This window comes from Streptomyces sp. CRN 30 (assembly GCF_034105845.1).
On sequence record NZ_JAVRHI010000515.1, the window covers coordinates 49,035 to 71,118 of the forward strand.

General features: G+C 73.3%; 17 protein-coding genes. 10 read left to right on the plus strand and 7 right to left on the minus strand.

The window, feature by feature from the left end; all coding sequences use genetic code 11:
- Positions 1-233: 233 nt before the first annotated feature.
- Complete coding sequence (locus UW392_RS60305; RefSeq protein WP_320784002.1) at positions 234-1,019, minus strand: SDR family NAD(P)-dependent oxidoreductase; 786 nt, start codon at positions 1,017-1,019, stop codon at positions 234-236.
- 33 nt (positions 1,020-1,052) lie between these two features.
- Positions 1,053-2,759 carry an MFS transporter gene (locus UW392_RS60310; RefSeq protein WP_320784003.1) on the minus strand — a complete coding sequence of 569 codons (1,707 nt, stop codon included), beginning with the start codon at positions 2,757-2,759 and terminating at the stop codon, positions 1,053-1,055.
- Between the two features lie 136 nt (positions 2,760-2,895).
- Between UW392_RS60310 and UW392_RS60315 the strand changes: the two genes are divergently transcribed.
- Entirely contained in the window at positions 2,896-3,372 is a 477-nt protein-coding gene (locus tag UW392_RS60315; protein ID WP_320784004.1) for a MarR family transcriptional regulator, read from the plus strand.
- A gap of 202 nt (positions 3,373-3,574) precedes the next feature.
- Here the strand turns inward: UW392_RS60315 and UW392_RS60320 are convergent, their stop codons facing one another.
- Positions 3,575-5,158 carry a multicopper oxidase family protein gene (locus UW392_RS60320; RefSeq protein ID WP_320784005.1) on the minus strand — a complete coding sequence of 528 codons (1,584 nt, stop codon included), beginning with the start codon at positions 5,156-5,158 and terminating at the stop codon, positions 3,575-3,577.
- Positions 5,155-5,580 (minus strand): hypothetical protein, encoded by a 426-nt coding sequence (locus tag UW392_RS60325; protein ID WP_320784006.1) that lies wholly within the window; start codon positions 5,578-5,580, stop codon positions 5,155-5,157. The genes UW392_RS60320 and UW392_RS60325 overlap by 4 nt, the downstream gene beginning before the upstream one ends.
- A gap of 297 nt (positions 5,581-5,877) precedes the next feature.
- On the opposite strand from UW392_RS60325, the gene UW392_RS60330 reads away from it, so the two are divergent.
- The 7 genes from UW392_RS60330 to UW392_RS60360 all read left to right on the plus strand — a co-directional run bounded on the left by UW392_RS60330 (position 5,878) and on the right by UW392_RS60360 (position 13,103).
- Positions 5,878-6,651, plus strand: a complete 774-nt coding sequence (locus UW392_RS60330) for a thioesterase II family protein (protein WP_320784007.1) — start codon at positions 5,878-5,880, stop codon at positions 6,649-6,651.
- 300 nt (positions 6,652-6,951) lie between these two features.
- Positions 6,952-7,755 (plus strand): methyltransferase domain-containing protein, encoded by an 804-nt coding sequence (locus UW392_RS60335; protein ID WP_320784008.1) that lies wholly within the window; start codon positions 6,952-6,954, stop codon positions 7,753-7,755.
- Entirely contained in the window at positions 7,752-8,186 is a 435-nt protein-coding gene (locus UW392_RS60340; protein WP_320784009.1) for an ester cyclase, read from the plus strand. The genes UW392_RS60335 and UW392_RS60340 overlap by 4 nt, the downstream gene beginning before the upstream one ends.
- A gap of 24 nt (positions 8,187-8,210) precedes the next feature.
- Positions 8,211-9,893 carry an NAD(P)/FAD-dependent oxidoreductase gene (locus tag UW392_RS60345; protein ID WP_320784010.1) on the plus strand — a complete coding sequence of 561 codons (1,683 nt, stop codon included), beginning with the start codon at positions 8,211-8,213 and terminating at the stop codon, positions 9,891-9,893.
- A gap of 19 nt (positions 9,894-9,912) precedes the next feature.
- On the plus strand, positions 9,913-10,257 hold the full coding sequence (locus UW392_RS60350; protein WP_320784011.1) for a DUF6059 family protein: 345 nt from the start codon (positions 9,913-9,915) through the stop codon (positions 10,255-10,257).
- A gap of 86 nt (positions 10,258-10,343) precedes the next feature.
- On the plus strand, positions 10,344-11,510 hold the full coding sequence (metK, locus tag UW392_RS60355; RefSeq protein ID WP_320784029.1) for a methionine adenosyltransferase: 1,167 nt from the start codon (positions 10,344-10,346) through the stop codon (positions 11,508-11,510).
- A gap of 348 nt (positions 11,511-11,858) precedes the next feature.
- Entirely contained in the window at positions 11,859-13,103 is a 1,245-nt protein-coding gene (locus tag UW392_RS60360; RefSeq protein WP_320784012.1) for an acyltransferase, read from the plus strand.
- A gap of 104 nt (positions 13,104-13,207) precedes the next feature.
- On the opposite strand, the gene UW392_RS60365 is transcribed toward UW392_RS60360, so the two are convergent.
- The 3 genes from UW392_RS60365 to UW392_RS60375 all read right to left on the minus strand — a co-directional run bounded on the left by UW392_RS60365 (position 13,208) and on the right by UW392_RS60375 (position 17,481).
- A complete protein-coding gene (locus UW392_RS60365) occupies positions 13,208-13,891 on the minus strand; it encodes a response regulator transcription factor (RefSeq protein WP_320784013.1) in 684 nt (227 codons plus the stop codon).
- Positions 13,888-15,276, minus strand: a complete 1,389-nt coding sequence (locus UW392_RS60370; protein WP_414497592.1) for a sensor histidine kinase — start codon at positions 15,274-15,276, stop codon at positions 13,888-13,890. Before UW392_RS60370 ends, UW392_RS60365 begins: the two co-directional genes overlap by 4 nt.
- 114 nt (positions 15,277-15,390) lie before the next feature.
- A complete protein-coding gene (locus UW392_RS60375) occupies positions 15,391-17,481 on the minus strand; it encodes an MMPL family transporter (protein ID WP_320784014.1) in 2,091 nt (696 codons plus the stop codon).
- 251 nt (positions 17,482-17,732) lie between these two features.
- Here UW392_RS60375 and UW392_RS60380 point away from each other — a divergent pair, with 251 nt between their 5' ends.
- Together UW392_RS60380 and UW392_RS60385 are read left to right on the plus strand one after the other, a co-directional pair.
- Positions 17,733-18,674: an NAD-dependent epimerase/dehydratase family protein gene (locus tag UW392_RS60380; RefSeq protein ID WP_320784015.1), complete on the plus strand. Its 942-nt coding sequence runs from the start codon at positions 17,733-17,735 to the stop codon at positions 18,672-18,674.
- A complete protein-coding gene (locus UW392_RS60385) occupies positions 18,674-22,081 on the plus strand; it encodes an aminotransferase class I/II-fold pyridoxal phosphate-dependent enzyme (RefSeq protein WP_320784016.1) in 3,408 nt (1,135 codons plus the stop codon). The genes UW392_RS60380 and UW392_RS60385 overlap by 1 nt, the downstream gene beginning before the upstream one ends.
- Positions 22,082-22,084 lie beyond the last annotated feature (3 nt).

The following is a 22,084-nucleotide window of genomic DNA, read 5'->3' on the forward strand; positions in this document are numbered from 1 at the left end:
GTCCGAGGGGATGGGAAAGGAGTCCGCCCCGCTCATTGCGCGCTGACCACAGGAACTAGGTATTTCGCTCTTCGATGGCTTGAAGCTACCAGAGCCCGGCTGGGGTCGGCATCAACCTCTCGGACGAACCGCGTCCGCCCTAAGCCGGCGGGCCGGGAGAAACGGTGCGGCCCGGGACACGAGCATGTCCCGGGCCGCACCCGTATTTCGCGCGAGTTTCGAGGATGTGCCGGTCAGAGCATCGCGGTGCCCCCGTCCACCAGGAGGTGGCTGCCGGTCAGGTACGACGAGCGCTGCGACGCGAGGAACGCGATGGCCTCCGCGACGTCCTCGGGCGTCCCGTTGCGCTTCACGGCGGTCCGGTCCGCGTTGGCCTTGCGGACGTGCTCCGGCACGTCCGACGCCGCCGAGCTGAGGATGAGGCCCGGCGCGACCAGGTTGACCCGCACGCCGGCGGGACCCACCTCGCGGGCGAGGGTGCGGGCCGCGGCCTCCAGCGCCGCCTTCGCCATGGAGAGCGCCCCGAACCCCTCCGGCGAGCGCCGGGCGAGGGTCGCGCCGACGGCCACCACGGCACCGCCGGCACCGCGGTCGACCATCCCCGGAACCAGCGCGTGCACCGGGTTGAGGAACGCCGCCAGCTGCGCCTGCACCACGTGCGGGGCCTGGGTGCGGGGGGCCTTGAGGAGCGGGCCGGGACGGGCGGTCCTGGCGTCGACGCCGGCGGCGTTGGCGATCAGGATGTCGACCGGCCCGAGTCTCTCCTGCGCCAGGGCGGCGAGCCGGTCGGTCTCCTCGGCGCGGGTGACGTCGGCCCGCAGCGCCACCGCGGTGCCGCCGCCGGCCTCGATCTCCTCGACCACCCGGCGCGCGGACTCCTCGTCCGACCGGTAGTTGACCGCCACGGCCGCGCCCTCACGGGCGAGGAGGAGCGCGGTGGCGGCGCCGATGCCGCTGCCGCCGCCGGTGACCAGGGCCGTCTTTCCGGCGAAGGCGCCGGGCAGTGCTGTGTCGTTCATCGGGAGTGCTTCCTTCCATGAGTGCGGTCCGGGTCAGCGCCCGGACCCGGCCTTGATCCGGCGGAGCGGGAGCAGGAAGACGAGCAGGAACACCAGGCCGTAGACGACGACCTCGTAGCGCAGGCTGGTCCTCATCGAGTCCGAGAAGTGCTGCTCCCGCGCCGTCCGAAGGGACGCGTGCACCAGGCGTGGCACGGCGGGGTCCCCGGTCCGCCGGGCCTGTTCGTCGAGCGCGACGCACCGGGGCACCGGCGCGCCGCGGTCGTCGGTGCGCGCCTGGGCGGTGAAGCAGTCGACCAGGGAGCGCTCCAGCTCCCGGGCGTCGTGCGCGGACACCGACAGCTGCCTCAGCCCGGCGTCCAGACGCGGTACCTCGTGCTGTGCCTGGGCCTGTGCGTTGCCGCTCAGCAGGCCGAAGAAGAGGGCGCCGAGCACCGCGACGCCGACCGCGTTGCCGGACTGGCCCACCATGGCCTTGACGCCGGCCGCCGAGCCGGCGCTCGGGCCGACCGCCTCGGCGAGCACGACGTCGTTGACGGTGGTGACGATCAGACCGAGTCCGAGGCCGACCACGAGACCGGCGGGCGCGAGCCGCCAGAAGGACAGGTCGGTCGGGTAGGCGTCGAGGGTGGCCATCAGCGCCACCATGCCGAGCGCCATCACGGCGGCCCCGGCCTGCACCAGGCGCTTGCCGAACCGGGGCATGAGCGGGATGGCGATGCCGGAGGCCAGCCCCGTGCCGAGCGCGATGGGCAGGAAGGCCAGCCCCGTGCGGAGCGCGGACCACTCGTAGCCGGCCTGCAGTTCGACGGCGAGCACCAGGAAGAACGCGGAGATGCCCGCGAAGCTCATGAACTGGACGACCAGACCGGTCCCGAAGGAGCCGCCCCGGAACAGGGCCAGGTCGACGACCGGCGAGCCGCCCCGCCGCTCCAGCGACCGCTGGTGCAGCAGGAACAGCCCGAGGACCGGCACGGCGAGCGCCAGCATCGTCCAGATCCACCAGGACCACCCGGCGTCCCGGCCCTGGATCAGGGGGAAGGTCACCAGGGCCACCGCGGCGGTGCCGAGCAGCGTGCCCACCGGGTCCAGGCCGGGGCGCTGGGGCGAGCGCCGCTCCGTCACCAGCAGCGTCGCGCCGACCGCGGCGAGCACCCCGATGGGCACGTTGATCAGGAAGATCATCCGCCAGCCGGAGCCGAACAGGTCGAGGTCGACCAGCGCACCGCCGACCAGCGGTCCGGCGATGCCGGCGAGACCGGTGACGCCGCCGAGCGCGCCGAACGCCGCCGCGCGGTGCTTCCCCGTGAACGTGACGTGGATGATCGCCTGGACCTGCGGGAACATCAGCGCCGCCGCGAGGCCCTGGAGGAGCCGGTACACCACGATCTGGGTGGAGCCGGTGGCGGTGCCGCAGAGCAGGGAGGCCGCGGCGAACGCCAGCACCCCCCAGACGAAGACCCGGCGGCAGCCGAAGATGTCGCCGAGCCGGCCGCCGGCCACCAGCCCGGCCGCGAAGGTGAGTTGGTAGCCCGCGAGCATCCACTGCACCTCGGCGTAGCCGGCGTGGAAGGAGGTCTGGATCTCGGGGGACGCGACGGTGACGACGGTGACGTCGAGCAGTTCCATGAAGGCGGCCAGCAGAATGACGGCCAGTCCGAGCCAGGCGCGTCGCGAGGGCGGCGGCGGTGGGTCGGCCGGGGAGGTCGGGGCCGCGGTGCCTGACTTGAGTTCACTCACGAAGGGCTCCCGCAGGTTGCCTGACGAGCAAATAGTTAGTACCCTAACGAACGTTTTACCGGAGGGTCAACCGGCTTTGCCCGCCGCTTCGGCGGCAGGGGATACTGTGGTGACCAGGCAGTGAGCGGAGGTGCGGGTGCCCAAGCAAGAGGCCGAACAGGCACGGGCCCAGGACGACGTGGGTCCCGTCTGGCTACGGAAAAGCATCGCCCCCAAGCTGCGGCTGGCGGCCAAGGAGTCGCGCGGCTTCTTCGAGGACGAGCTCGGCAAGTCCGGGGTCACCTTCGCGACGTGGACGATCCTCGCGACGCTGAAGCTGGAAGGCTCCATGATCCAGCGCACCCTCGCGCAGTACCTCAGCATCGAGGGGCCGACGCTCTCCCGGCACCTGGAGACGATGGAGCGGCGCGGGCTGGTGACCCGTACCCGTGACGGCGCCGACCGCAGGACGGCCGTGGTCGCCCTGACCGACGAGGGCACCGCGCGGTACGCGGAGATCGAGTCCGTCGCCCTGCGCAGCCAGGAGCGGATGCTGCGCGGGCTCAGCGACACCGACGTGGCCCAGCTGAGCACGCTGCTGGAGAAGATCCGGTCCAACGTCCGGCCCGACTGAGCGGTCTTCGACGACGACGTCGGCATGGGGTCCTCACCTCGACGGCACGTACCGGCGCGCTCGCGCGCCCTGGTTCCTGTGCCGCATCTCAGCCGACGGCTGTGAAGCGCCCCTCAAGCGGGTGAAAAAACGCGGGCGGGCCGGGTGCCCGCGACACGGTCGAGGTGTCGCGGGCGCCCGGCCCGCCGGTCGTCCGGCCGGCTCACTCGGTGACGAAGTCGCCCATCATCGCCATGTCCTCGTGCTCCAGGTTGTGGCAGTGGATCATGAACGCGCCGGTGTAGTCGGTGAACCGGGTGACGATCTCGACGGCCTCGGCCGGACGCAGATCGACCGTGTCCTTCCAGCCGTGGTCGTACGCCCCCGGGGCGCGGTTGTTGCGGGAGACCACCTGGAAGTGGTCCAGGTGCAGGTGGACCGGGTGGTGGAAGTTGGTGGTGAAGCGCCACACCTCCGTCCGGCCGAGCCGGGGCCTGGCCAGCGCGCGGCCCGGCTCGTACTCCTTGCCGTTGATCGTCCACCCCGCGGTGGAGCCGCGGAAGTGGAAGTCGCGGGTGACGACGGCGCCGTGCGGATCGAGCCGGGCCACCTCGGAGAGCCTCTCCGGTACGCGCGTGTCGTCCTTCGGTGACCCCGAGCCGACGTCGAAGCGCATGACCTCCGCGGTGGAGCCGTCCCCGAAACGGTTGAGAAGGCGCACCCGCGTGCCGGGGCGGTAGCGGGCGAAGTCGACGACGACGTCGAAACGTTCGGCCGGGGCCAGCTCCAGGGCGTCGTGGCCGCGCGGCCGGTCGAGGAGGCCGCCGTCGCTGCCGATCTGCGTGAACGCGTCGCCGCCGGGCGGCTGCGGGTCCAGTTCCAGCTTGTACAGGCGGGCGTTGGAGGCGTTCAGGAACCGCAGCCGGTAGCGCAGCCGTTCCGTCTCCAGGACCGGCCAGGGTGCCCCGTTGACCAGGACGACGTCGCCGAGGACGCCGTTCATGTAGGCGTCGGTGACCCCGGGCGTGTGCAGCTCCGGATCGATCCAGGGGTAGCGGAACTGCCCGTCCGCGGTGAAGGAGCGGTCCGCGATCATCAGCGGGATGTCCCGCTCGCCCCGGGGCAGCGGCAGCCGCTCCTCCTCGTCGTCGTGGACCAGGTGGAAGCCGGCCAGGCCCATCCAGACCGCCGCGCCGGTGTATCCCATGCGGTGGTCGTGGTACCAGAGCGTGGCGGCCCGCTGGTCGAACGGGTACGTGTAGCTGCGCGTCCCCTCGGCCAGGTCCATCGCGCCGTGGTCCATGGCCATGCCGTGGTCGCCGCCGGACATGTCCATCGCGGCCCGGTGGGCGTCGTAGGAACCGTCCGCCGGGAGGATCAGCGACGTCGGATAGCCGTCGCTCGCCGCCGGGGTGTGACCGCCGTGCAGGTGGACCACGGCGGGCCGGTCCAGGTCGTTGCGGTGCCTGACCACGGTGCGGCGGCCGGAGCGCGAGACGAGGGTGGGGCCCGGGAAGGTGCCGCCGTAGGTCCACGCCCTTGTCTTCAGGCCGGGCAGGATGTCCAGTTCGGCGGCGCGCTGGGTGATCTCGTAGGTGTCCGTGGAGCCGCTGGACGACACCGGTTCGAGGACCGGCGGCACCGGCAGCGGGACCTGATAGCGCTTCGGCGGTTCGACGGCGCTGGTGAGCAGCCGGCCGGGACGTCCTTCGGCGGCCCAGTCGCTCAGCGCCGGCCAGCCCGCCGCGGTGACGGCGCCCACGCCGAGGACCGCGCCGCCCGCCCCCAGGAAGGCGCGCCGCCTCACGGGACCAGCTCCGTGGACGGGGCCTTCTCCCGCACGGGCGCGGCGGTGCGGGCGGCCGGCAGGGGAGTGGTCATCGCGCGCTGCGACAGCACGGCGACGGCCGAGACCAGGATGACGCCGAGCAGGACGTGCGAGGCGACACTGCGGTTCAGGCCCAGCATCATCTGGCCGATGAGCGCGAGCAGCACCACCAGGGAGGCCGGGAACACCGTCTTCGGGCCACCGGAGCGGCGGACGAGGAACGCCGCCACCGCCATCAGCAGGGCGACGACCACGATGCCGCGGCCGAGCAGGCCGTGCATCCGCAGCATGTCGAAGTGGCCGCCGAGGAAGCCGCCCGCCAGGGCGGTCTGAGCGAGCATCAGGACGGACTGGAGCAGCGCGAGGACGCGCAGCGAGATCAAGGACTTACGTAACGACATGGGTGTTCCTCAACGGCGTCGTGGGACAGAGGCGCATGTGCCCAACAGTTCGTGAGCTATCAAATCGTCTAGTCGTACCCGTGCGCAACCCCGAACGCCCGCGCGCGGGCGCGGAACCGGAGTCCGGTCGATCTTGGGCCGGACCGGTAAAGCGGCGATGAAGCGGCAGTTCGACGCGGGATGAAGCCGCGCCCGACGGCCGTTCCCCGACAGCGGCCGCGCTGCCTACGCTGCTCCGCGTCACCCCGCCCCATCCATGGACCGGCGACCCATGCCGTCCCGACCGGAGGCACCACGATGTCGGCGCACACCCCTGCCCAGACCCCTTGGATACGACGGCTCGTCAGCACGCCCGCCGGACGCCCGCGGCTGGTGTGCTTCCCGCACGCCGGCGGCTCCGCCGGCTACTTCCGGCCCCTGGCGGTCGCGCTGTCGCCGCACCTGGAGACGGTCGCGGTGCAGTACCCCGGACGGCAGGAGCGACGCGGCGAGGCCCCGCTGGAGAGCGTCGGCCGGCTCGCGGACGAGGCGTTCGCGGCACTGGCCCCGGCCCTGTCCGGCCCCTTCGCCTTCTTCGGGCACAGCCTCGGCGCGCTGGTCGCCTTCGAGGTCGCCCGGCGGTTCGAGGCGGCGGGGGAGACCGGGCCCGCACGGCTCTTCGCCTCCGCCGTGTGCGCGCCCTCGGTGCTGCGCCGGCCCACGGCACACCTCGCCGACGACGAGACGCTCGTCGCCGAACTCCGCGCCCTGGCCGGGGCCGACCGGGGCGGACTGTCGGCGGCCGAGGTCCGCGGCCTGCCGCTGCCCGCCGTCCGCGCCGACTACCGGGCCGTCGAGCACTACCGGGTCGAGCCCGGCGCCCGGATCGGCGCCCCGGTGACCGCGCTCGTCGGCACCGAGGACCCGATCGTCTCCCGCGACGACGCCGCCGCGTGGGCCGGGCACACCACCGCGGGCGGCACCCTGCGGGTCTTCGACGGCGGCCACTTCTACCTCGACCACCAGGTGCACCGCGTCGCGGAGACCGTCGTCGCGGCGTTCGCGCCGCGGGCCGCCGCCCTCGCGCCGTGAGAGCCGGGGCGCCCCGGCTCCCGGGCCGGTTCACGGCCGCCCGTCACCGTGCTTTCGCACCGCTTAATCGGCCCTGCCTACCGTCGAGGAGCCGTCGCAACCGGGCCGCACGGACGTATCGCACGGATGTGCGACATGGACGTACGACACGGACGTACCGCACGGACCTACCGCACGGACGAACCGCACGGACGTACGAGACAGACGTACCGCGGCCGACGGCGCCGCGCCGCGCCGGCGGTCACCGCCCTCCGGCGGGCACTACCGACCCACCCGGACACACCTTTGGAGAGCCGATCGATGACCACTGTCCCTGGCCAGGTCAAGCCCGCCGACGTGTGGCGGAAGGCGGACGACGCCAAAGAGTTCCTCGACCGGGCGGCGATCGAGCTGGCGTCGGTCAAGGAGGAACTCGACCGGATGCTCCGGGTGACCGCCGGCAGCCACGTGCTGGACGTCGGCTGCGGCACGGGCAACGACGTACGGGCGATCGCCGAGCGGGTGGGCCCCACCGGCCGGGTCGTCGGTCTCGACTCCAGCGCGGAGCAGATCGAACGCGCCGTCCCCGCCGCGCCCGGCGCCGCCCCCACCGAGTTCCTGCACGGACAGGCCGACGCCCTGCCGTTCGCCGACGCCACCTTCGACGCGGCCCGCGCCGAGCGCGTCATCGAGCACGTGCCCGACCCCGCCGCGGCCGTCGCCGAGATGGTCCGGGTCGTCAAGCCCGGCGGACAGATCCTGATCACCGACCCCGACCACGGCCTGTGGGCCCCCGACCTGAGCGACCACCGGCTGACCCGCACCGTCATGAACTGGTGGAGCGACCACGTCCCCAACCCGTGGGCCGCGCGCCGGCTGCGCGGACTGCTCACCGCCGCCGGTGCCGCGGACGTCACCGTGCGGCTCCAGCCGGTCGTGCTCACCAGCCTGGCCGCCGCCCACTCCCTCACCTGGATCGGCAAGGCGGCGGCGGTGGCCGGCGCCCAGGGCGTCGTCGACGCCGCCGCCGCCCGCGCCTGGGGCGAGGAACTGCTGCGCCGGGACGCCGAGGGCACCTTCCTGATGTTCGGCACCTTCGTCGTCGTCACCGGGACCAAGCGGTGAACGCCCCGGCCGGCCCGGACGCCCACGCGCGGCTCGCCCAGCACTGGTTCGGCCGGGCCTGGGCCGGCGGCGACGTCACCATCGCCGACGAGGTCTTCGCCGCCGACTTCGTGCTCAACGGCCGGACGGTGGGCCCGGACGGGCCGCGGCGCAGCGTCCGCGCCGTGCACAGCGCCTTCTCCGACATCGGCGTCGACCTGGACCTGATCATCACCGACGGCTCGCACGTCGTGACCCACTACACCACGACCGCCCGGCACACCGGCACCTACCGGGGCGTCCCGGCGTCGGACCGCTGGATCAAGGTCTCCGGAATCGTCATCTGGGAGATCCGCGGCGGCAAGGTCGTACGCGACTGGAACGTGTTCGACACCGGCGAGGTCGTCGCGCAGATCTCCGCGCCGGCCGCCACCGCCGCCCACGCCAAGTGACCCGAGGAACGAGGAGCGAGTGACATGAGCGAAACCGGTACGGCCCCCACGGGCCTCCACGACTACGACGTCATCATCCTCGGCGCGGCCAGCGCCGGCTCGACCCTCGGTGCCATCCTGGCCAACCACGGCACGCGGGTCCTGCTCATCGACGCCGCGGTCCACCCGAAGTTCGCCGTGGGCGAGTCCACGACGCTGTACACCCTCAAGGGCTACCGCCAGCTCGCCGAGCGGTACGGCATCCCCGAGCTGGAGTACCTGACGTCCTACGAGTCGGGACTGGAGAACATCGGACCGACGTCCGGCGTCAAGAAGCACTTCGGCTTCATGCTGCACAAGGAGGGCGAGGAGCCGGACCCGCTGGAGGTCAACCAGTTCAGCCCGCCGTCGAAGGCGCTCCAGACCGGCCACCTGTTCCGGCAGGACACCGACGCCTTCCTCTTCCACACCGCGATCAAGTACGGCTGCTCCGTGCGCCAGGGCTTCCGGGTGGCCGACATCGAGCTGGGCGAGGACGAGGTCGCCGTCTCCGACGCGCGCGGCGAACGGTTCACGGCCCGCTACCTCGTCGACGGCAGCGGCTTCCGCTCCCCGGTCGCCGACAAGCTCGGCCTGCGCGAGGGCCCCGACGCCCTCAAACACCACTCGCGCTCCATGTTCACGCACATGATCGGTGTGAAGCCCACCGACGACGTGCTGCGCATGGAGCCGGAGGACCTGCCGCCCATCCCGTGGGTCGAGGGCACCATGCACCACATGTTCGAGCGGGGCTGGATCTGGTCCATCCCGTTCAACAACGAACCCCGGTCGAAGAACCCGCTGGTGAGCGTCGGCCTCACCTTCGACGAGCGGCTCTACCCCAAGCCCGAGGGCGTCACGCCCGAGGAGGAGTTCCGGCAGTTCATCAAGCGGTTCCCCGCCGTGGAGCGGATCTTCGCCGACGCGGTGACCGTCCGGCCCTGGACCTCCACCGGCCGCCTCCAGTACACCTCCAAGGAGACCGTCGGCCACCGCTGGTGCCTGATGTCGCACGCGGCCGGCTTCCTCGACCCGCTGTACTCCCGCGGCCTGACCAACACCACCGAACTCATCAACGCCTTCGCCTGGCGCCTCCTGGACGCGCTGCGCGAGGACGACTTCGACGTGGCGCGCTTCCGCTACGTCGACACCCTCCAGAAGGGCCTCATCAAGTACAACGACGCCCTGGTCAACGCCTCGTTCATCGGGTTCTCCGACTACGAGCTGTGGAACGCCGTCTACCGGGTGTGGGCCGCCGCCGAGGTACCCATCAACCTGCGCTTCGACCGCTACATCGAGCGGTACCGCGCGACCGGCGACGACCAGGTCTTCAAGGACATGGAGGACGTCGAGTTCCCCGGCCTGCTCCTGCCCGACCAGCCCGAGTACAAGGCCGTCTTCGACGAGATGGTGGTCCTGTGCGACGCGGTCGACCGCGGGGAGCTGCCCGCCGCCGTGGCCGGCCGCAAACTCATGGCGGCCATCGAGGCATCGCCCGGCATCATGCGCGGCATCGGGGTGGAGGACAGGAACCGGCGGTTCATGTTCCCCGGCATCCCCGAGCTGAAGGCCATGTCCGCCTGGCTCCTGGACGAGGCGCCCGAGGAGATGCGCTACCTCGCCCCGACGGAGCCGGCCGTCGGCGCGGGCACCGGGACCGCCGTACGCGAAGTGATCATCCCCGAATAGCGCGGAAGGCGGGCACACGGTGGCGGACGGGAAGCGGGGAGCCGGGCACGGCCGGCGGCCGGGGATCGTCGTCGTCCTGGCGAGAGGCGTCCTCTTCTGCGCGGGCCGCCTCGGCCGGGTCGTCTACGAGGGGCTGCGGGCGGCGGGCTCCATGTGGGTCTACGTCCCGCCCGACGACGAGTACGACGACCATGACGCGGGAGACGCGGGCGACGCGGACCAGGCGGTCGACGCCACCGGCGGCGGCGCGCGGCCGCGGATCCTCGACGCCCCGCCCGAGGGGCACCCCGAGCGGCTGCCGGCCCGCACCTCCCCGTCCCCCGAGGAACAGGACCTGTGGGCGCGCTTCTACGCCGACGACTGACCGGTCCCCGCCTTCTGTCTGCGCTCCCCGCCCCCTTCCTTCCGCCCTCCTCGTGCTGTCTCGTGCTAGCTGCAACGGAGTTGATGATGGACAAACGACTGTTCACCTCGGAGTCGGTGACCGAGGGACACCCCGACAAGATCGCCGACCGGATCAGCGACACGATCCTCGACGCGCTGCTGCGCCAGGACCCGGCGGCACGCGTCGCGGTCGAGACACTGATCACCACCGGGCAGGTGCACGTCGCGGGCGAGGTCACCACGACCGCGTACGCCGACATCGCCGCCCTGGTGCGCGAGACCGTCCTGGAGATCGGCTACGACTCCTCGGCCAAGGGCTTCGACGGCGCCTCCTGCGGGGTGTCGGTGTCGATCGGCGCCCAGTCGCCGGACATCGCCCAGGGCGTGGACACCGGGGGCGCCGGCGACCAGGGTCTGATGTTCGGCTACGCGAGCGACGAGACCCCGAACCTGATGCCGCTGCCGATCGAGCTGGCCCACCGGCTCTCCCGCCGCCTGGCCCAGGTGCGCCGCGACGGCACCGTTCCCTACCTGCGCCCCGACGGCAAGACCCAGGTGACCGTCGAGTACGACGGCGACCGGGCAGTCCGCCTGGACACGGTGGTCGTCTCCACCCAGCACGCCGCCGGGGTCGACCTGGAGGCGCTGCTCACCCCGGACGTGCGCGAACACGTCGTCGAGCACGTCCTGTCCCAGCTGGCCGGCGACGGCATCAAGGTGGAGACGGACGACTACCGCCTCCTGGTCAACCCGACGGGCCGGTTCGAGATCGGCGGTCCGATGGGCGACGCGGGCCTGACCGGCCGCAAGATCATCATCGATACGTACGGCGGCATGGCCCGGCACGGCGGCGGGGCGTTCTCCGGCAAGGACCCCTCCAAGGTGGACCGCTCCGCCGCGTACGCGATGCGCTGGGTGGCGAAGAACGTCGTCGCGGCGGGCCTCGCGCGGCGCTGCGAGGTCCAGGTCGCCTACGCCATCGGCAAGGCGGAGCCGGTGGGCCTGTTCGTGGAGACCTTCGGGACCGGCACCGTTCCCGTCGACGTCCTCCAGCGGGCGATCGGCGAGGTCTTCGACCTGCGCCCGGCCGCCGTCATCCGCGACCTGGACCTGCTGCGGCCCATCTACGCGCAGACCGCCGCCTACGGTCACTTCGGGCGCGAACTCGCGGACTTCACCTGGGAGCGGACGGACCGCGCGGCCGCCCTGAGCGCGGCGGCCGGCCGGCCGTAGCCCGGGTCCGTCCCCGAACCCCAGCAGTCAGGAGGAGCCATGCACGAGGAAGCGGAGGAGCAGCAGCTCGAACGGGACCGGTCGGCGGCGCCGCCGCTCGTCCTCGCCGGCGTGGAGGAAGACCCCGGGGAGCGGCACATCGTCCGCGGCATCGACTGAACCGGCACCGCGCCCCCGCCCACCGCACCGTTCACCGCACCACGCAGCGCAGTCCGCGGCACCGGCCGCGGGCTGCGCTGTCCGCGCTGCCGGAACCGGTCGCGCGGCTGGTTTTCCGGGGGTTGATGGGGACTTTGCGCCGCACTGGGACGGTCGACGGGTCGGTCCCGAATCTTCAGTGAGGCGAATATGGCCAAGTCCGTCAACGCAGAGCTGGAACCACCGCCGCTGCGGAACGTCCGGTCCCTCACGGGCCTGCGGTTCCTGATGTCCATCACCGTGTTCATCTCCCACCTCGCGGTGATGATGCCGGTGCCGCACGTCAACGACGTCCTCGGGCTCGCCGGGTCCGGCGGTACGTTCTTCCTGGTGCTCTCCGGCTTCGCGCTCACCTGGAGCTTCCGGGGCAACGACACCCTCGGGTGGTTCATGGGCCGCCGCATGGCCCGGATCTGGCCCACCCTGGTGATCGCCGTCGCGCTGCCCCTCGGCTTCGCCCTCGCCGCCCCGGGGACCGACGCCGGGCACATGATCGGCGCGGCCTTCGCCAGCGTCTTCTTCGTACAGGCGTGGATACCCGGGGTGGTCCTGGAGACGACCAACCCCGTGACCTGGATGCTGTCCTGCGTCGTCTTCTTCTACGCGATCTTCCTGTGGGTCGGCCGCTACGCGCTGCGGCGCAGCCTCCGCCAGCTCGCCTGGCTCGCGGTCCTGACCCTCGCCTACGGCTGGGTGCTGCGGATCGCGCTGTGGTTCGCCTACCCGCCCAGCGAGCCGCTCGCCCTGGACGACGCCGACGGGCTGACCTTCGGCATCTACTCGCCCCCGGGCCGCATCCACGAGTTCCTGTTCGGCGTGCTGATGGCGGCGGCCATGCGGCGCGGCCTGCGCATCCGCTTCACCGTCGGCCAGGTCACCGCGGTCATCGCCGTCGCCCTCGGTGTCATGTGGCTGCTCGCCGGCGCCTCGATCCGCAGTGCCGTGCCGCACGACCCGCTGGACCTCGTCATGGCCCCGCTGTACGCCCTGCTGCTCGCCGCCTACACCCAGCGCGAGATCGACGGCCGCTCCTCGCTGTGGGCCCGGCCCGCGCTGGTCTCGCTCGGCAAGATCTCCATGGGTGTCTACCTGTTCCACTTCACCGTGATCTTCACCGTCGCCGCCATGGTGTACCCGGACAAGGAGATGGTGGACTTCTTCCTCGACCCGGTGACCCCGGTGAACTCGCACTGGCTGTGGGGAGCCGTGAGCCTCGTGGTCTCCCTGCTCGTCGGCTGGCTGGCACACCGTTTCTACGAGGACCCCGTCGAACGCAGGCTCAGGGCGTACCTCGACGCGCGTTCGGGGAGCGGCCGCTCCACCGGAGCCTCGCGGAAGCCGGCCGACGGCCGCGAGGCACTCGTCGGTTCGTCCGGAGCCGCGGGCCCCGAGTAGTCGGCAGCCCCTTCCGCTCCACCGCATGTGAGCTTCGCACGACGGCCCGGGGGCCGGCCGGCGGTCACGGGTCCGCCGGCCGGCCCCCGGGCCGTCACCGTGCCTCACCCGTCGCCGGGCTGGACGATCCCCGACTCGTAGGCCGCGATGACCAGTTGGGCCCGGTCCCGGGCGTCCAGCTTGCCCATGATGCGGCTCACGTGGGTCTTGGCGGTCAGCGGACTGAGTCCGAGCGACTCGGCGATGTCCGCGTTGTTCAGGCCGCGGGCCACCAGGACGAGGACCTGGCGCTCCCGGGGGGTGAGCGCGGCGAGCCGGGCCGGTGCCGCGCGGAGGGTGCCGCCGGTGCCGGGCGCCCGCAGCACCTGCGCGATGAGCCGGGCGGTCGGGCCGGGGGAGAGGAGGGACTCGCCGACGGCCACCGTGCGGATGGCGTCGAGGAGTTCGGCGGGCCGGGTGTCCTTGACGAGGTAGCCGGAGGCGCCGGCCCGCAGCGCCTCCACGACGTGCTCGTCGGTGTCGTAGGTCGTCAGGATCAGGACCTTGACGCCGGCGAGGTCCTCCTCCTCGGCGAGCAGCCGGGTCGCCTCGATGCCGTCCAGGTCGGGCATGCGGACATCCATGACGACCAGGTCGGCACGGGTGGCGCGGGCCAGTTCGACGGCCTCCTTGCCGGTGCCGGCCTCGCCCACGACGACCATGTCGGGGGCGGATTCGACGAGCATGGCGAAGGCGGCCCGTACGAGGGTCTGGTCGTCGGCGAGCAGTACGCGGATCGGGGTGGTCATCGGGTCGCCCTCTCTCCGTCCGGACCGGTGACCGCCACCGGTCCGCCGCCGTGTGTGCCTGCGGCGGCGACGGCGAAGGACAGGGCGGGCGGCGTGCCGGGTGGTGTGCCGGGTGGTGCGGCAGGGGTCGTGACGGGTGTCGCGCCGGTCTTCGGCCTGCGGCGGGCGGGCTGCCCCGGCAGGCCGGGCGCCGTTGTCAGCGGCAGGACCGCGCTCACCTCGAACCGGCCGTCGGTCCGCGGCCCGGCCTCCAGGGTGCCGCCGACGCTGCGGGCCTGTTCCCGTATGCCCACAAGACCGAACCCCGGCGGGTGCGTCGAGGGCGGTACGGCCCCGGTGGCCCGGTTGGTGACCCGGACGCGCAGCGCGTCGACCTCCTCCCGCACGAGGAGGTCGACCTCGGGCCGCGGCCCGCCGTGCCGCACCGCGTTGGTGAGCGCCTCCTGCACGATGCGGTAGGCGGCCGCGCCGACGGCGGGCGGCGTCCGCCGCGCGGCGGACTCCCCGGGGACCCGCAGGGTGACCGCGGCCCCCGCGGTGCGGGCGGCGGCGGCCAGGTCGGGCAGGGCGTTGAGGCCGGGCAGCGGACCCCGCCCGTGGTCGGGACCGGACCTGAGGACCTGCAAGGTGGCGCGGATCTCGGTGCGCGTCGCACGGCAGGTCTCGGCGATGTCCTCCAGCGCCCGCGCCACGGCGGCCCGGTCCAGCCGCTCCGGGTCGGCGTTCAGTACGTGGGCGGCGACGGAGGTGCGCACGCCGACGAGGGTGATGCTGTGGGCCAGCAGGTCGTGCAGGTCCCGGGCGATGCGCAGCCGCTCCTCCACGACCCGGCGGCGCACCTCCTCCTCGCGGGACTGCTCGGCGCGCTCGGCGCGTTCGACGGCGGCGGCGACGTTCTGCCGGTGGTAGCGGAGGCAGATGCCGAAGGCCAGGAAGGCGACGATCCAGCCGGAGACCCGCAGCGCGTCGGCGCCCTGCGGCAGCCCCTGGGAGAACTTCACGGCGAGCATCAGACCGACGACGCCCGCGCCGGCGACGACGGAGCGCAGCACCGGCCCGGTCGAGGCGACGGTGTAGAGGGCGGCCATCGAGACCACCATCAGGGCCCCGTGGTGGTAGTCGAGGGCGTGGTACGGCACCAGGAAGCCGACCAGCGCGAGGAACGACAGCAGCGGGGCCCGGCGGCGCCACACCATGGGGAGGTGGGCGCCGAGCAGCAGCGCCCAGCCGGCGGGGTCGAGGGCGCGGCCGTCGTCCTGCCCGAGGTGGCCGACGGCCACGGCGACGACGGCCATCGGCACCGCCAGGAGCGCGTCGTCGCGCAGCGTCCGGCGGTCGCGGAGGGCATCATCGGCGAACCGCCGCACCGCATCGCTCACGTTCACGTCCGCATCGTCTCCGCTCGGGTTCGTCGTCGTACGTCTGCCGCCGTTGCCCCGCGAGGGACGGGCGGCGAAGGACGGGCGCCCCCCGGGGGAGGAGGGGCGCCCGTGGCTCGGTCACGGAGCCGGTGTCAGCTTCCGTTCGCGTCCGGCCGGTGCCGTCGCCCGCTGCCGGGACAGGGGACCCGGCCACCACACCTTGCGGCCCAGCGCCACACTCGCGCTGGTCACCAGGTACGTGCGGACCAGGAAGGTGTCGAGCAGCACCCCGACCGCGATCACGAAGCCCAGCTCGACGAGGGTGACCACCGGCATCGCCGTGAGCACGGCGAAGGTGCCGGCGAGGACGAGCCCGGCCGAGGCGATGACGCCGCCGGTCGTGCGCAGCGCGGTGAGCGCCGCGGTGCCGGGTTCCTCGCCGCCGAGGCACTCCTCGCGCATCCGGTGCAGCAGGAAGATGCCGTAGTCGACGCCGAGGGCGACGAGGAACACGAAGGAGAGCAGGGCCAGGGCCGGGTCGGTGCCCTCGAAGCCGAAGAGCGGCTCGAAGACCAGGCCCGCGATGCCCAGCGAGGCGCCCCACACGGCGACGACCGCGGTGAGCAGGATCAGCGGCGCGACGAGGCTGCGCAGCAGGGCGACGAGGATGAGCAGGACGGCGGCCAGGACGATCGGCACGACGATGACGCGGTCCCGGTCGTTGGTGTCGCGCAGGTCGAGCTGCTCGGCGCTGAGCCCGCCCACGTACGCTTCCTGCCCGTCGAGTTCGGAGCGCAGCGCCTCGATCGTCGCGGTCTCGCCCGGGGTCTGCGGCACCGAGTCGGTGATGACGGAGATCTCGGTCCAGCCGCCGCTGCTGCGCCCGCGCTCGGCGCTCTCCACCCCGGAGGTGGCCTCCACGGTCCGCATGACCTCGTCGGCCCGGTCGGTCGCCGCGGCGATGACGAGGGGTTCGGTGCCCCGGGACGGGAACGCCTCGGCCAGTGTCTGCGTGGCGGCGATCGACTCGGGCGTCTTGGTGTAGGAGTCCTCCTGCTTGAGGCTCTCGGGCAGGTTGAACGCGCCGAGGGCGAGCGCGCCGAGCAGGACGGCGCCGGAGGCCAGCACCGTGAGGGGCCGGCGGCCGGCGGACGCGCCCATCGCGGAGAAGAGCGAGCGGCGGGCCTTGGGCCGGGACCCGTACACGGGCACGGACGGCCAGAAGACGCGCCGGCCGAGCAGGACGAGGACGGCGGGCAGCAGCGTCATCATCGCGGCCAGCGCGCACAGGACGCCGAGGGCGCCGAGCGGGCCCATGCCGCGGCTGCTGCCGAGGTCGGCGAAGAGCAGGCAGAGCAGACCGACCGCGACGGTCCCGGAGGAGGCGAGCACGGCGGGGCCGCAGCCGCGCAGGGTGGCCCGCATGGCGTCGTACGGCTGGGCCGCGCGCCGTAGTTCCTCGCGGTAGCGGGAGACGATGAGCAGCGCGTAGTCGGTGCCCGCGCCGAACACCAGGATGGTCATGACGCTGGAGCTCTGGCTGCTGATGGTGGTGTCGAAGACGCGGTTGAGGCCGTAGGCGGCGCCCATGGACAGGAAGTCGGCGATGCCGGCGACGATCAGCGGCACCAGCCAGAGGAACGGGCTGCGGTAGATGAGGATCAGCAGGATCGCCACGACGGCGACGGTGGTGTAGAGCACCGGTCCGCCCACCGAGCCGTAGAGGCCCCGCGCGTCGCTGGAGATGGCGTCGGGGCCGCCCACCTGGACGTCCAGGCCGTCCGCGCCGCGGGTCACCTCCCGTACGTCGGCGACGAAGGTGTCGCGTTTCTCGTCGTCCTGGCCGGGTGCCGTGGTGCTGACCGGGTACATCAGCGTGGTGCCGTCCTCGGACGGCACCGCCCGCGGCGTGCCGGTCAGGTCGAACTCGCCCTCCAGCCGCGCGATCTGCTCGGCGGCCGTCGAGCGGTCGGCCTCGGTCAGGGCGTCGTCGCGGTGGTAGACCACGACGATCGAGGTGGCCTCGCCGCCCGGCATCGCGTCCTGGATGCGCGCGACCTGGGTGGAGTCGGCGCTCTTCGGCAGGTAGTCGACCGCACGGTTCACCTGTACGTCGCCGAGTTTCGTCGCGAACGGCGCGACGCAGGCCAGCAGCACGATCCACAGACCGAGCACGGCCCAGGGCAGGGCCTTGCGGCGCTTGCCGCCTCTGTGCTCCACGCCTCCCATGCGGGGGCCTCCTTAGTTCTCTATTTATTCGTTAGCTATCGATGTTAATAGACGCCTCCAGTCTCGGGCGGCGGAAGCGGTAAATCGTCGCGCCGCGGGCTGATTCGGCCGGTACTCCCCAGGGAGGCGCGCGGCCCGTCCTACTCCCCGGGGAGTACGCTCCGCCGCGTACGGCCCGCCCGTGGCGCGTGTGGCATGCTCGTGACACCGCCGTCACCTTTCGCGGCGGACCCGCACGTTAGGGTGCGCGCGTGAATCTTCATGCAGTCATCGGTTCAGGCCCCGCCGGCGCGGCCACCGCGCGGCTCCTCGCCGAACAAGGGCATTCCGTACGGGTCATCACCAGGTCGGGCCGCGGCCCCGAACCCGGCATCGAGCACATCGCGCTGGACGCCTCCGACAGCGCCGCGCTGACCGAGGCCACCCGGGGCGCGGCCGTCGTCTACGGCTGCGCGGCGCCGCCGTACCACCGCTGGTCCGCCGACTGGCCCCCGCTGGCCGCGTCGCTGCACGCGGCGGCCGAGGCCAACGACGCCGTCCTCGTCATGCTGGGCAACCTCTACGGATACGGCCCGGTCGACGGCCCGTTGACCGAGGAGCTGCCGCTCGCCGCGACCGGCACCAAGGGCCGGGTGCGCGCCGCCGTGTGGGAGAGCACCCGGGAACTCGCCGCGCAAGGGCGCGTCAAGGCCGTCGAGGTGCGGGCGTCCGACTTCTTCGGACCGGGCGTGACCGACGGCGGACACCTCGCCGCGCGCGTCGTCCCGCGCGTGCTGCGCGGCAAGCCGGTCTCCGTACTCGGCGACCCCGACGCGCCGCACAGCTGGACCTATCTCCCCGACGTGGCGCGGGCGCTGACCGAGGTCGCGGCCGAGGAACGGGCCTGGGGCAGGGCCTGGCACGTGCCGACCCGACCCGCGCTCTCCGCGCGGAAGATGACGGACCTCCTCGCCGCCGAGGCCGGCACGGGACCCGTCGCCGTCCGCGGTCTGCCGTCCGCCGTCCTCGGTGTCGCGGGGCTCTTCTCCCCGCTGCTGCGCGAACTCCGCGAGGTCCGGTACCAGTTCGACCGGCCCTTCGTCGTCGACTCCGGCGCGTACGAGGCCGAGTTCGCGGTACGGGCCACCCCCCTCGACGAACAGATCAAGGCGACCGTCGACTGGTGGCGCACGAGACAGGGCGGGGCACAGTGATGTCCGAGGAGGTAAGCGCGCCGAGCGCGCGGCACGGTGACATCGCGGTCGTGGGCATGGCCTGCCGGTTCCCGGGCGCGGCCGACGTCAACCAGTACTGGCGCCTGCTGACCGACCCCCGCCCCCAGTTCTCCCGCATACCCGACGAGCGGTGGCGGGCCGCCGCCTTCCTCGGCGACAGCTTCCGCGACTCCTCCGCCGCCTACACCGACACCATGGCGCTGCTGCCCGACGTCGGCCACTTCGACGCCGCGCACTACGGCATCCCGCCGCGCCGCGCCAGGGCGATGGACCCCCAGCACCGGCTCCTCGTCGACCTCGCCCGCGAGGCGGTCCAGGACGCCGGGTGGGAGACCGAGGGCTTCGACCGCGAGGAGACCTCGGTGATCACCTCGCTCACCGAGAGCGGCTACCGGGAGATCAGCACCCTGCGGGTCCGGATGCGCCAGCTGACCGGCGGCGAGTTCGGCACCGGCGCGAGCGACCCCGCCGCCCCGGAGATGGTCCGCGCCGTCGACGGACTGCACGGCACCTCCGTGGCCGGGCTCCTGCTCAACATGGGCCCGAGCACCGTCAGTTCCGTCTTCGACCTGCACGGCGAGAGCTACGCCCTGGACTCGGCGTGCTCCGGCGGACTCATGGCCGTCGCCAACGCCGTGACCGCGCTGCGCGCCGGACGGTGCCGCATCGCCCTCGCCGGCGGCGCCCAACTGGTGCTCACCCCCGACCTGCTGGTGGGACTGTGCAGGATCGGCGCCATCTCGCGCACCGCCCGCTGCCTGCCGTTCGGCGCGGAGGCCGACGGCTTCGTGCTCGGCGAGGGCGCCGGGATGCTCGTACTGCGCCCGCTCGCCGACGCGCTCGCGGCCGGGGACCGGGTCTACGCCGTGATCCGCGGCGTCGGCACCGCCAACGACGGCACCGTGCAGGGCGGGATGCACCCGCAGGCCGCCGGCCAGTTGCGCGCCCTGCGCCGCGCCTACCGCGACGCGGGCCTGGCCCCGGACTCGATCGGGTTCCTGGAGGCGCACGGCACGGCCACCACGGTCGGGGACCCGGTGGAGATCGGTGCCCTGCGCGAACTGCGCGGCCCGGACGCGGCCCCCGCCTACCTCGGGTCGGTGAAGGCGGTCGTCGGGCACTCGCTCGCCGCCGCCGGGGTGGCCGGGCTGATCAAGGCCGTCCTCGCCGTGCACCGCGGGGTCGTCCCGCCGCAGCCGCGGTTCGGCCTCGCGGACGCGCCCGGCCTCGGCGGAGCGGGACTGACCGTACCCACGGAGCCCGCCGCGTGGCCGCTTCCCGGACCGGCGCGCCGGGCCGGGGTCAGCGCCTTCGGATTCGGCGGCACCGGCGTCCACCTGGTCCTGGAACAGAGCGGTCCGCCGGCCGGCCCGGAGACGGACGAGAAGGGACCCCACGTCCTGCTGCTCAGCGCCAGGGACCGTACCGGACTGGCCCGGCACGCCCGCGAACTCGCCGAGGTCATCGCCGACGACAAGCCCTCGCTGGCCCGGGTCGCCGACACCCTGGCCCGCCGGACACCCCTCACGGAACGGATGTCCCTGCCGGTGGACGACCACGCCGACGCCGTCACCGCGCTGACCGAGGCGGCCCGCGCCCTCGCCGAAGGACGGGAGGTGGCCGCGGACGCCGCGCAGCCCCGCGCCGGGGAGCGCGGGCAGCCCCTGACCCTGCCGCCCAGCCCGCTCGCCCCGCGCCGGCACTGGGTCGTCGACGCGGACCGCCGCGACGCCGGGAACACCCCGACCGAGCCCCTGCCGCAGGACCCGGTGACGGTCGTCGGGCCGCTGCCGCACGGTCCGGCGAGGACCGCCGAGCCGCTGCCGCACGACCCGGTGAGGCCCCCCGGGCCGCCGCCGTACGACCCGGTGCCGGCCACCGCGCCCCCGCCGCCCGTCGGCACCGCCCCGTCGTCCGCCGTCGTGCTCGAAGAGGTCGCGCGGATCGGGGTCTTCCCGCCCTCCGACGTCGGCGTGCGGATGGCCCTCGGCACCGACCTCGGCTTCGACTCGCTGATGCTGGAGGAGCTGGAGACCCGGATAGGACAGCGCATACCGGGGTTCCGCACCGACGAGATGTACGAACCCGGGCTCACCGTGGAACGCCTCATCACCCTCGCCGGCGGACGGGCCGCCGACGCCGTCCCCGCGGCGGCGGTGCCGGAACCCGCCTGGGACCCCGCGACCGCCCGCGTCGACGACTTCCCCGAGGTGCGGCGGTTCGAGGACCGGTTCCACGCGGTCGCCGACAGCGGCGCGGCCTACCCGTACTTCCGGGTCCACCAGGGCAACGTCCGCGACACCACCGTCGTCGACGGCCGGACCTACCTGTCCTTCGGCAGCTACAACTACCTCGGGCTCTCCGGCCACCCGGCGGTCGACGCGGCCGCGCACCGCGCGGTGGACCGCTACGGCACCTCGGTCTCCGCCAGCCGCGTGCTCTCCGGCGAACGGGAGCTGACCGTACGGCTGGAGCGCGCCCTCGCCGGCTTCCTGGGCGTCGAGGACTGCGTGGCCCTGGTCAGCGGGCACGCCACCAACGTCACCGCGGTGGGACACCTCGTCGGCCGGGGCGACCTGGTGCTGCACGACGCGCTCGCCCACGACAGCATCCTGCAGGGGGTCGCGCTGTCCGGCGCGGCGCGGCGCCCGTTCGCCCACAACGACACCGCACAGCTGGAACACCTGCTGCGCGTCAACCGGGGCCGCTTCCGCCGCGTCCTGATCGCCGTCGAGGGCGCCTACAGCATGGACGGCGACCTCGTGGACCTGCCGGCCGTGATCGGGCTGAAGCGGCGCTACGGCGCGCTGCTCCTGGTCGACGAGGCGCACAGCATCGGCACGGTCGGCGAACGGGGGCGCGGCGTCGGCGAGTTCCACGGGGTGCGCCGGGCGGACGTCGACCTGTGGATGGGCACCCTCTCCAAGGCGTTCGCGAGCTGCGGCGGCTACCTCGGCGGCTCGGCCCGGATGGTGCGCTGGCTGCGCCACACCCTGCCGGGCTTCGTCTACAGCGTCGGCCTGACCCCGGCCAACGCCGCGGCCGCGCTCGCCGCCACCGAGCTGATCGTCGCCGAACCGCACCGCGTCCGGGACCTGCGGCGCAACGCGGACCTCTTCCGCTCCCTGGCCCGGTCGGCGGGGCTGGCGACGGGCGACAGCGCCCACACCCCGATCGTGCCCTGCGTGCTGGGGGACTCGGCGCGGACCCTGCGGGTCGCCGACCGGCTCTACGCCCGCGGCGTCATCGCCGATCCCATCTTCCATCCGGCCGTCGAGGAGGGCCTGTCGAGGCTGCGGTTCTTCGTCACCAGCGAGCACCGGGAGGAGGACATACGGCGGGTCGTGCCGCTCCTGGCCGAGGAGGTGGCGTCCGCCGGAGGCTGACCG

What these genes read in the sequence shown, in the direction of transcription:
- UW392_RS60305 (WP_320784002.1), bottom strand. Translation starts at nt 1,019, where the DNA reads ATGAACGACACAGCACTGCCCGGCGCCTTCGCCGGAAAGACGGCCCTG.
- UW392_RS60325 (WP_320784006.1), bottom strand. Translation starts at nt 5,580, where the DNA reads ATGTCGTTACGTAAGTCCTTGATCTCGCTGCGCGTCCTCGCGCTGCTC.
- UW392_RS60330 (WP_320784007.1), top strand. Translation starts at nt 5,878, where the DNA reads ATGTCGGCGCACACCCCTGCCCAGACCCCTTGGATACGACGGCTCGTC.
- UW392_RS60335 (WP_320784008.1), top strand. Translation starts at nt 6,952, where the DNA reads ATGACCACTGTCCCTGGCCAGGTCAAGCCCGCCGACGTGTGGCGGAAG.
- UW392_RS60345 (WP_320784010.1), top strand. Translation starts at nt 8,211, where the DNA reads ATGAGCGAAACCGGTACGGCCCCCACGGGCCTCCACGACTACGACGTC.
- metK (WP_320784029.1), top strand. Translation starts at nt 10,344, where the DNA reads ATGGACAAACGACTGTTCACCTCGGAGTCGGTGACCGAGGGACACCCC.
- UW392_RS60360 (WP_320784012.1), top strand. Translation starts at nt 11,859, where the DNA reads ATGGCCAAGTCCGTCAACGCAGAGCTGGAACCACCGCCGCTGCGGAAC.
- UW392_RS60365 (WP_320784013.1), bottom strand. Translation starts at nt 13,891, where the DNA reads ATGACCACCCCGATCCGCGTACTGCTCGCCGACGACCAGACCCTCGTA.
- UW392_RS60375 (WP_320784014.1), bottom strand. Translation starts at nt 17,481, where the DNA reads ATGGGAGGCGTGGAGCACAGAGGCGGCAAGCGCCGCAAGGCCCTGCCC.
- UW392_RS60385 (WP_320784016.1), top strand. Translation starts at nt 18,674, where the DNA reads ATGTCCGAGGAGGTAAGCGCGCCGAGCGCGCGGCACGGTGACATCGCG.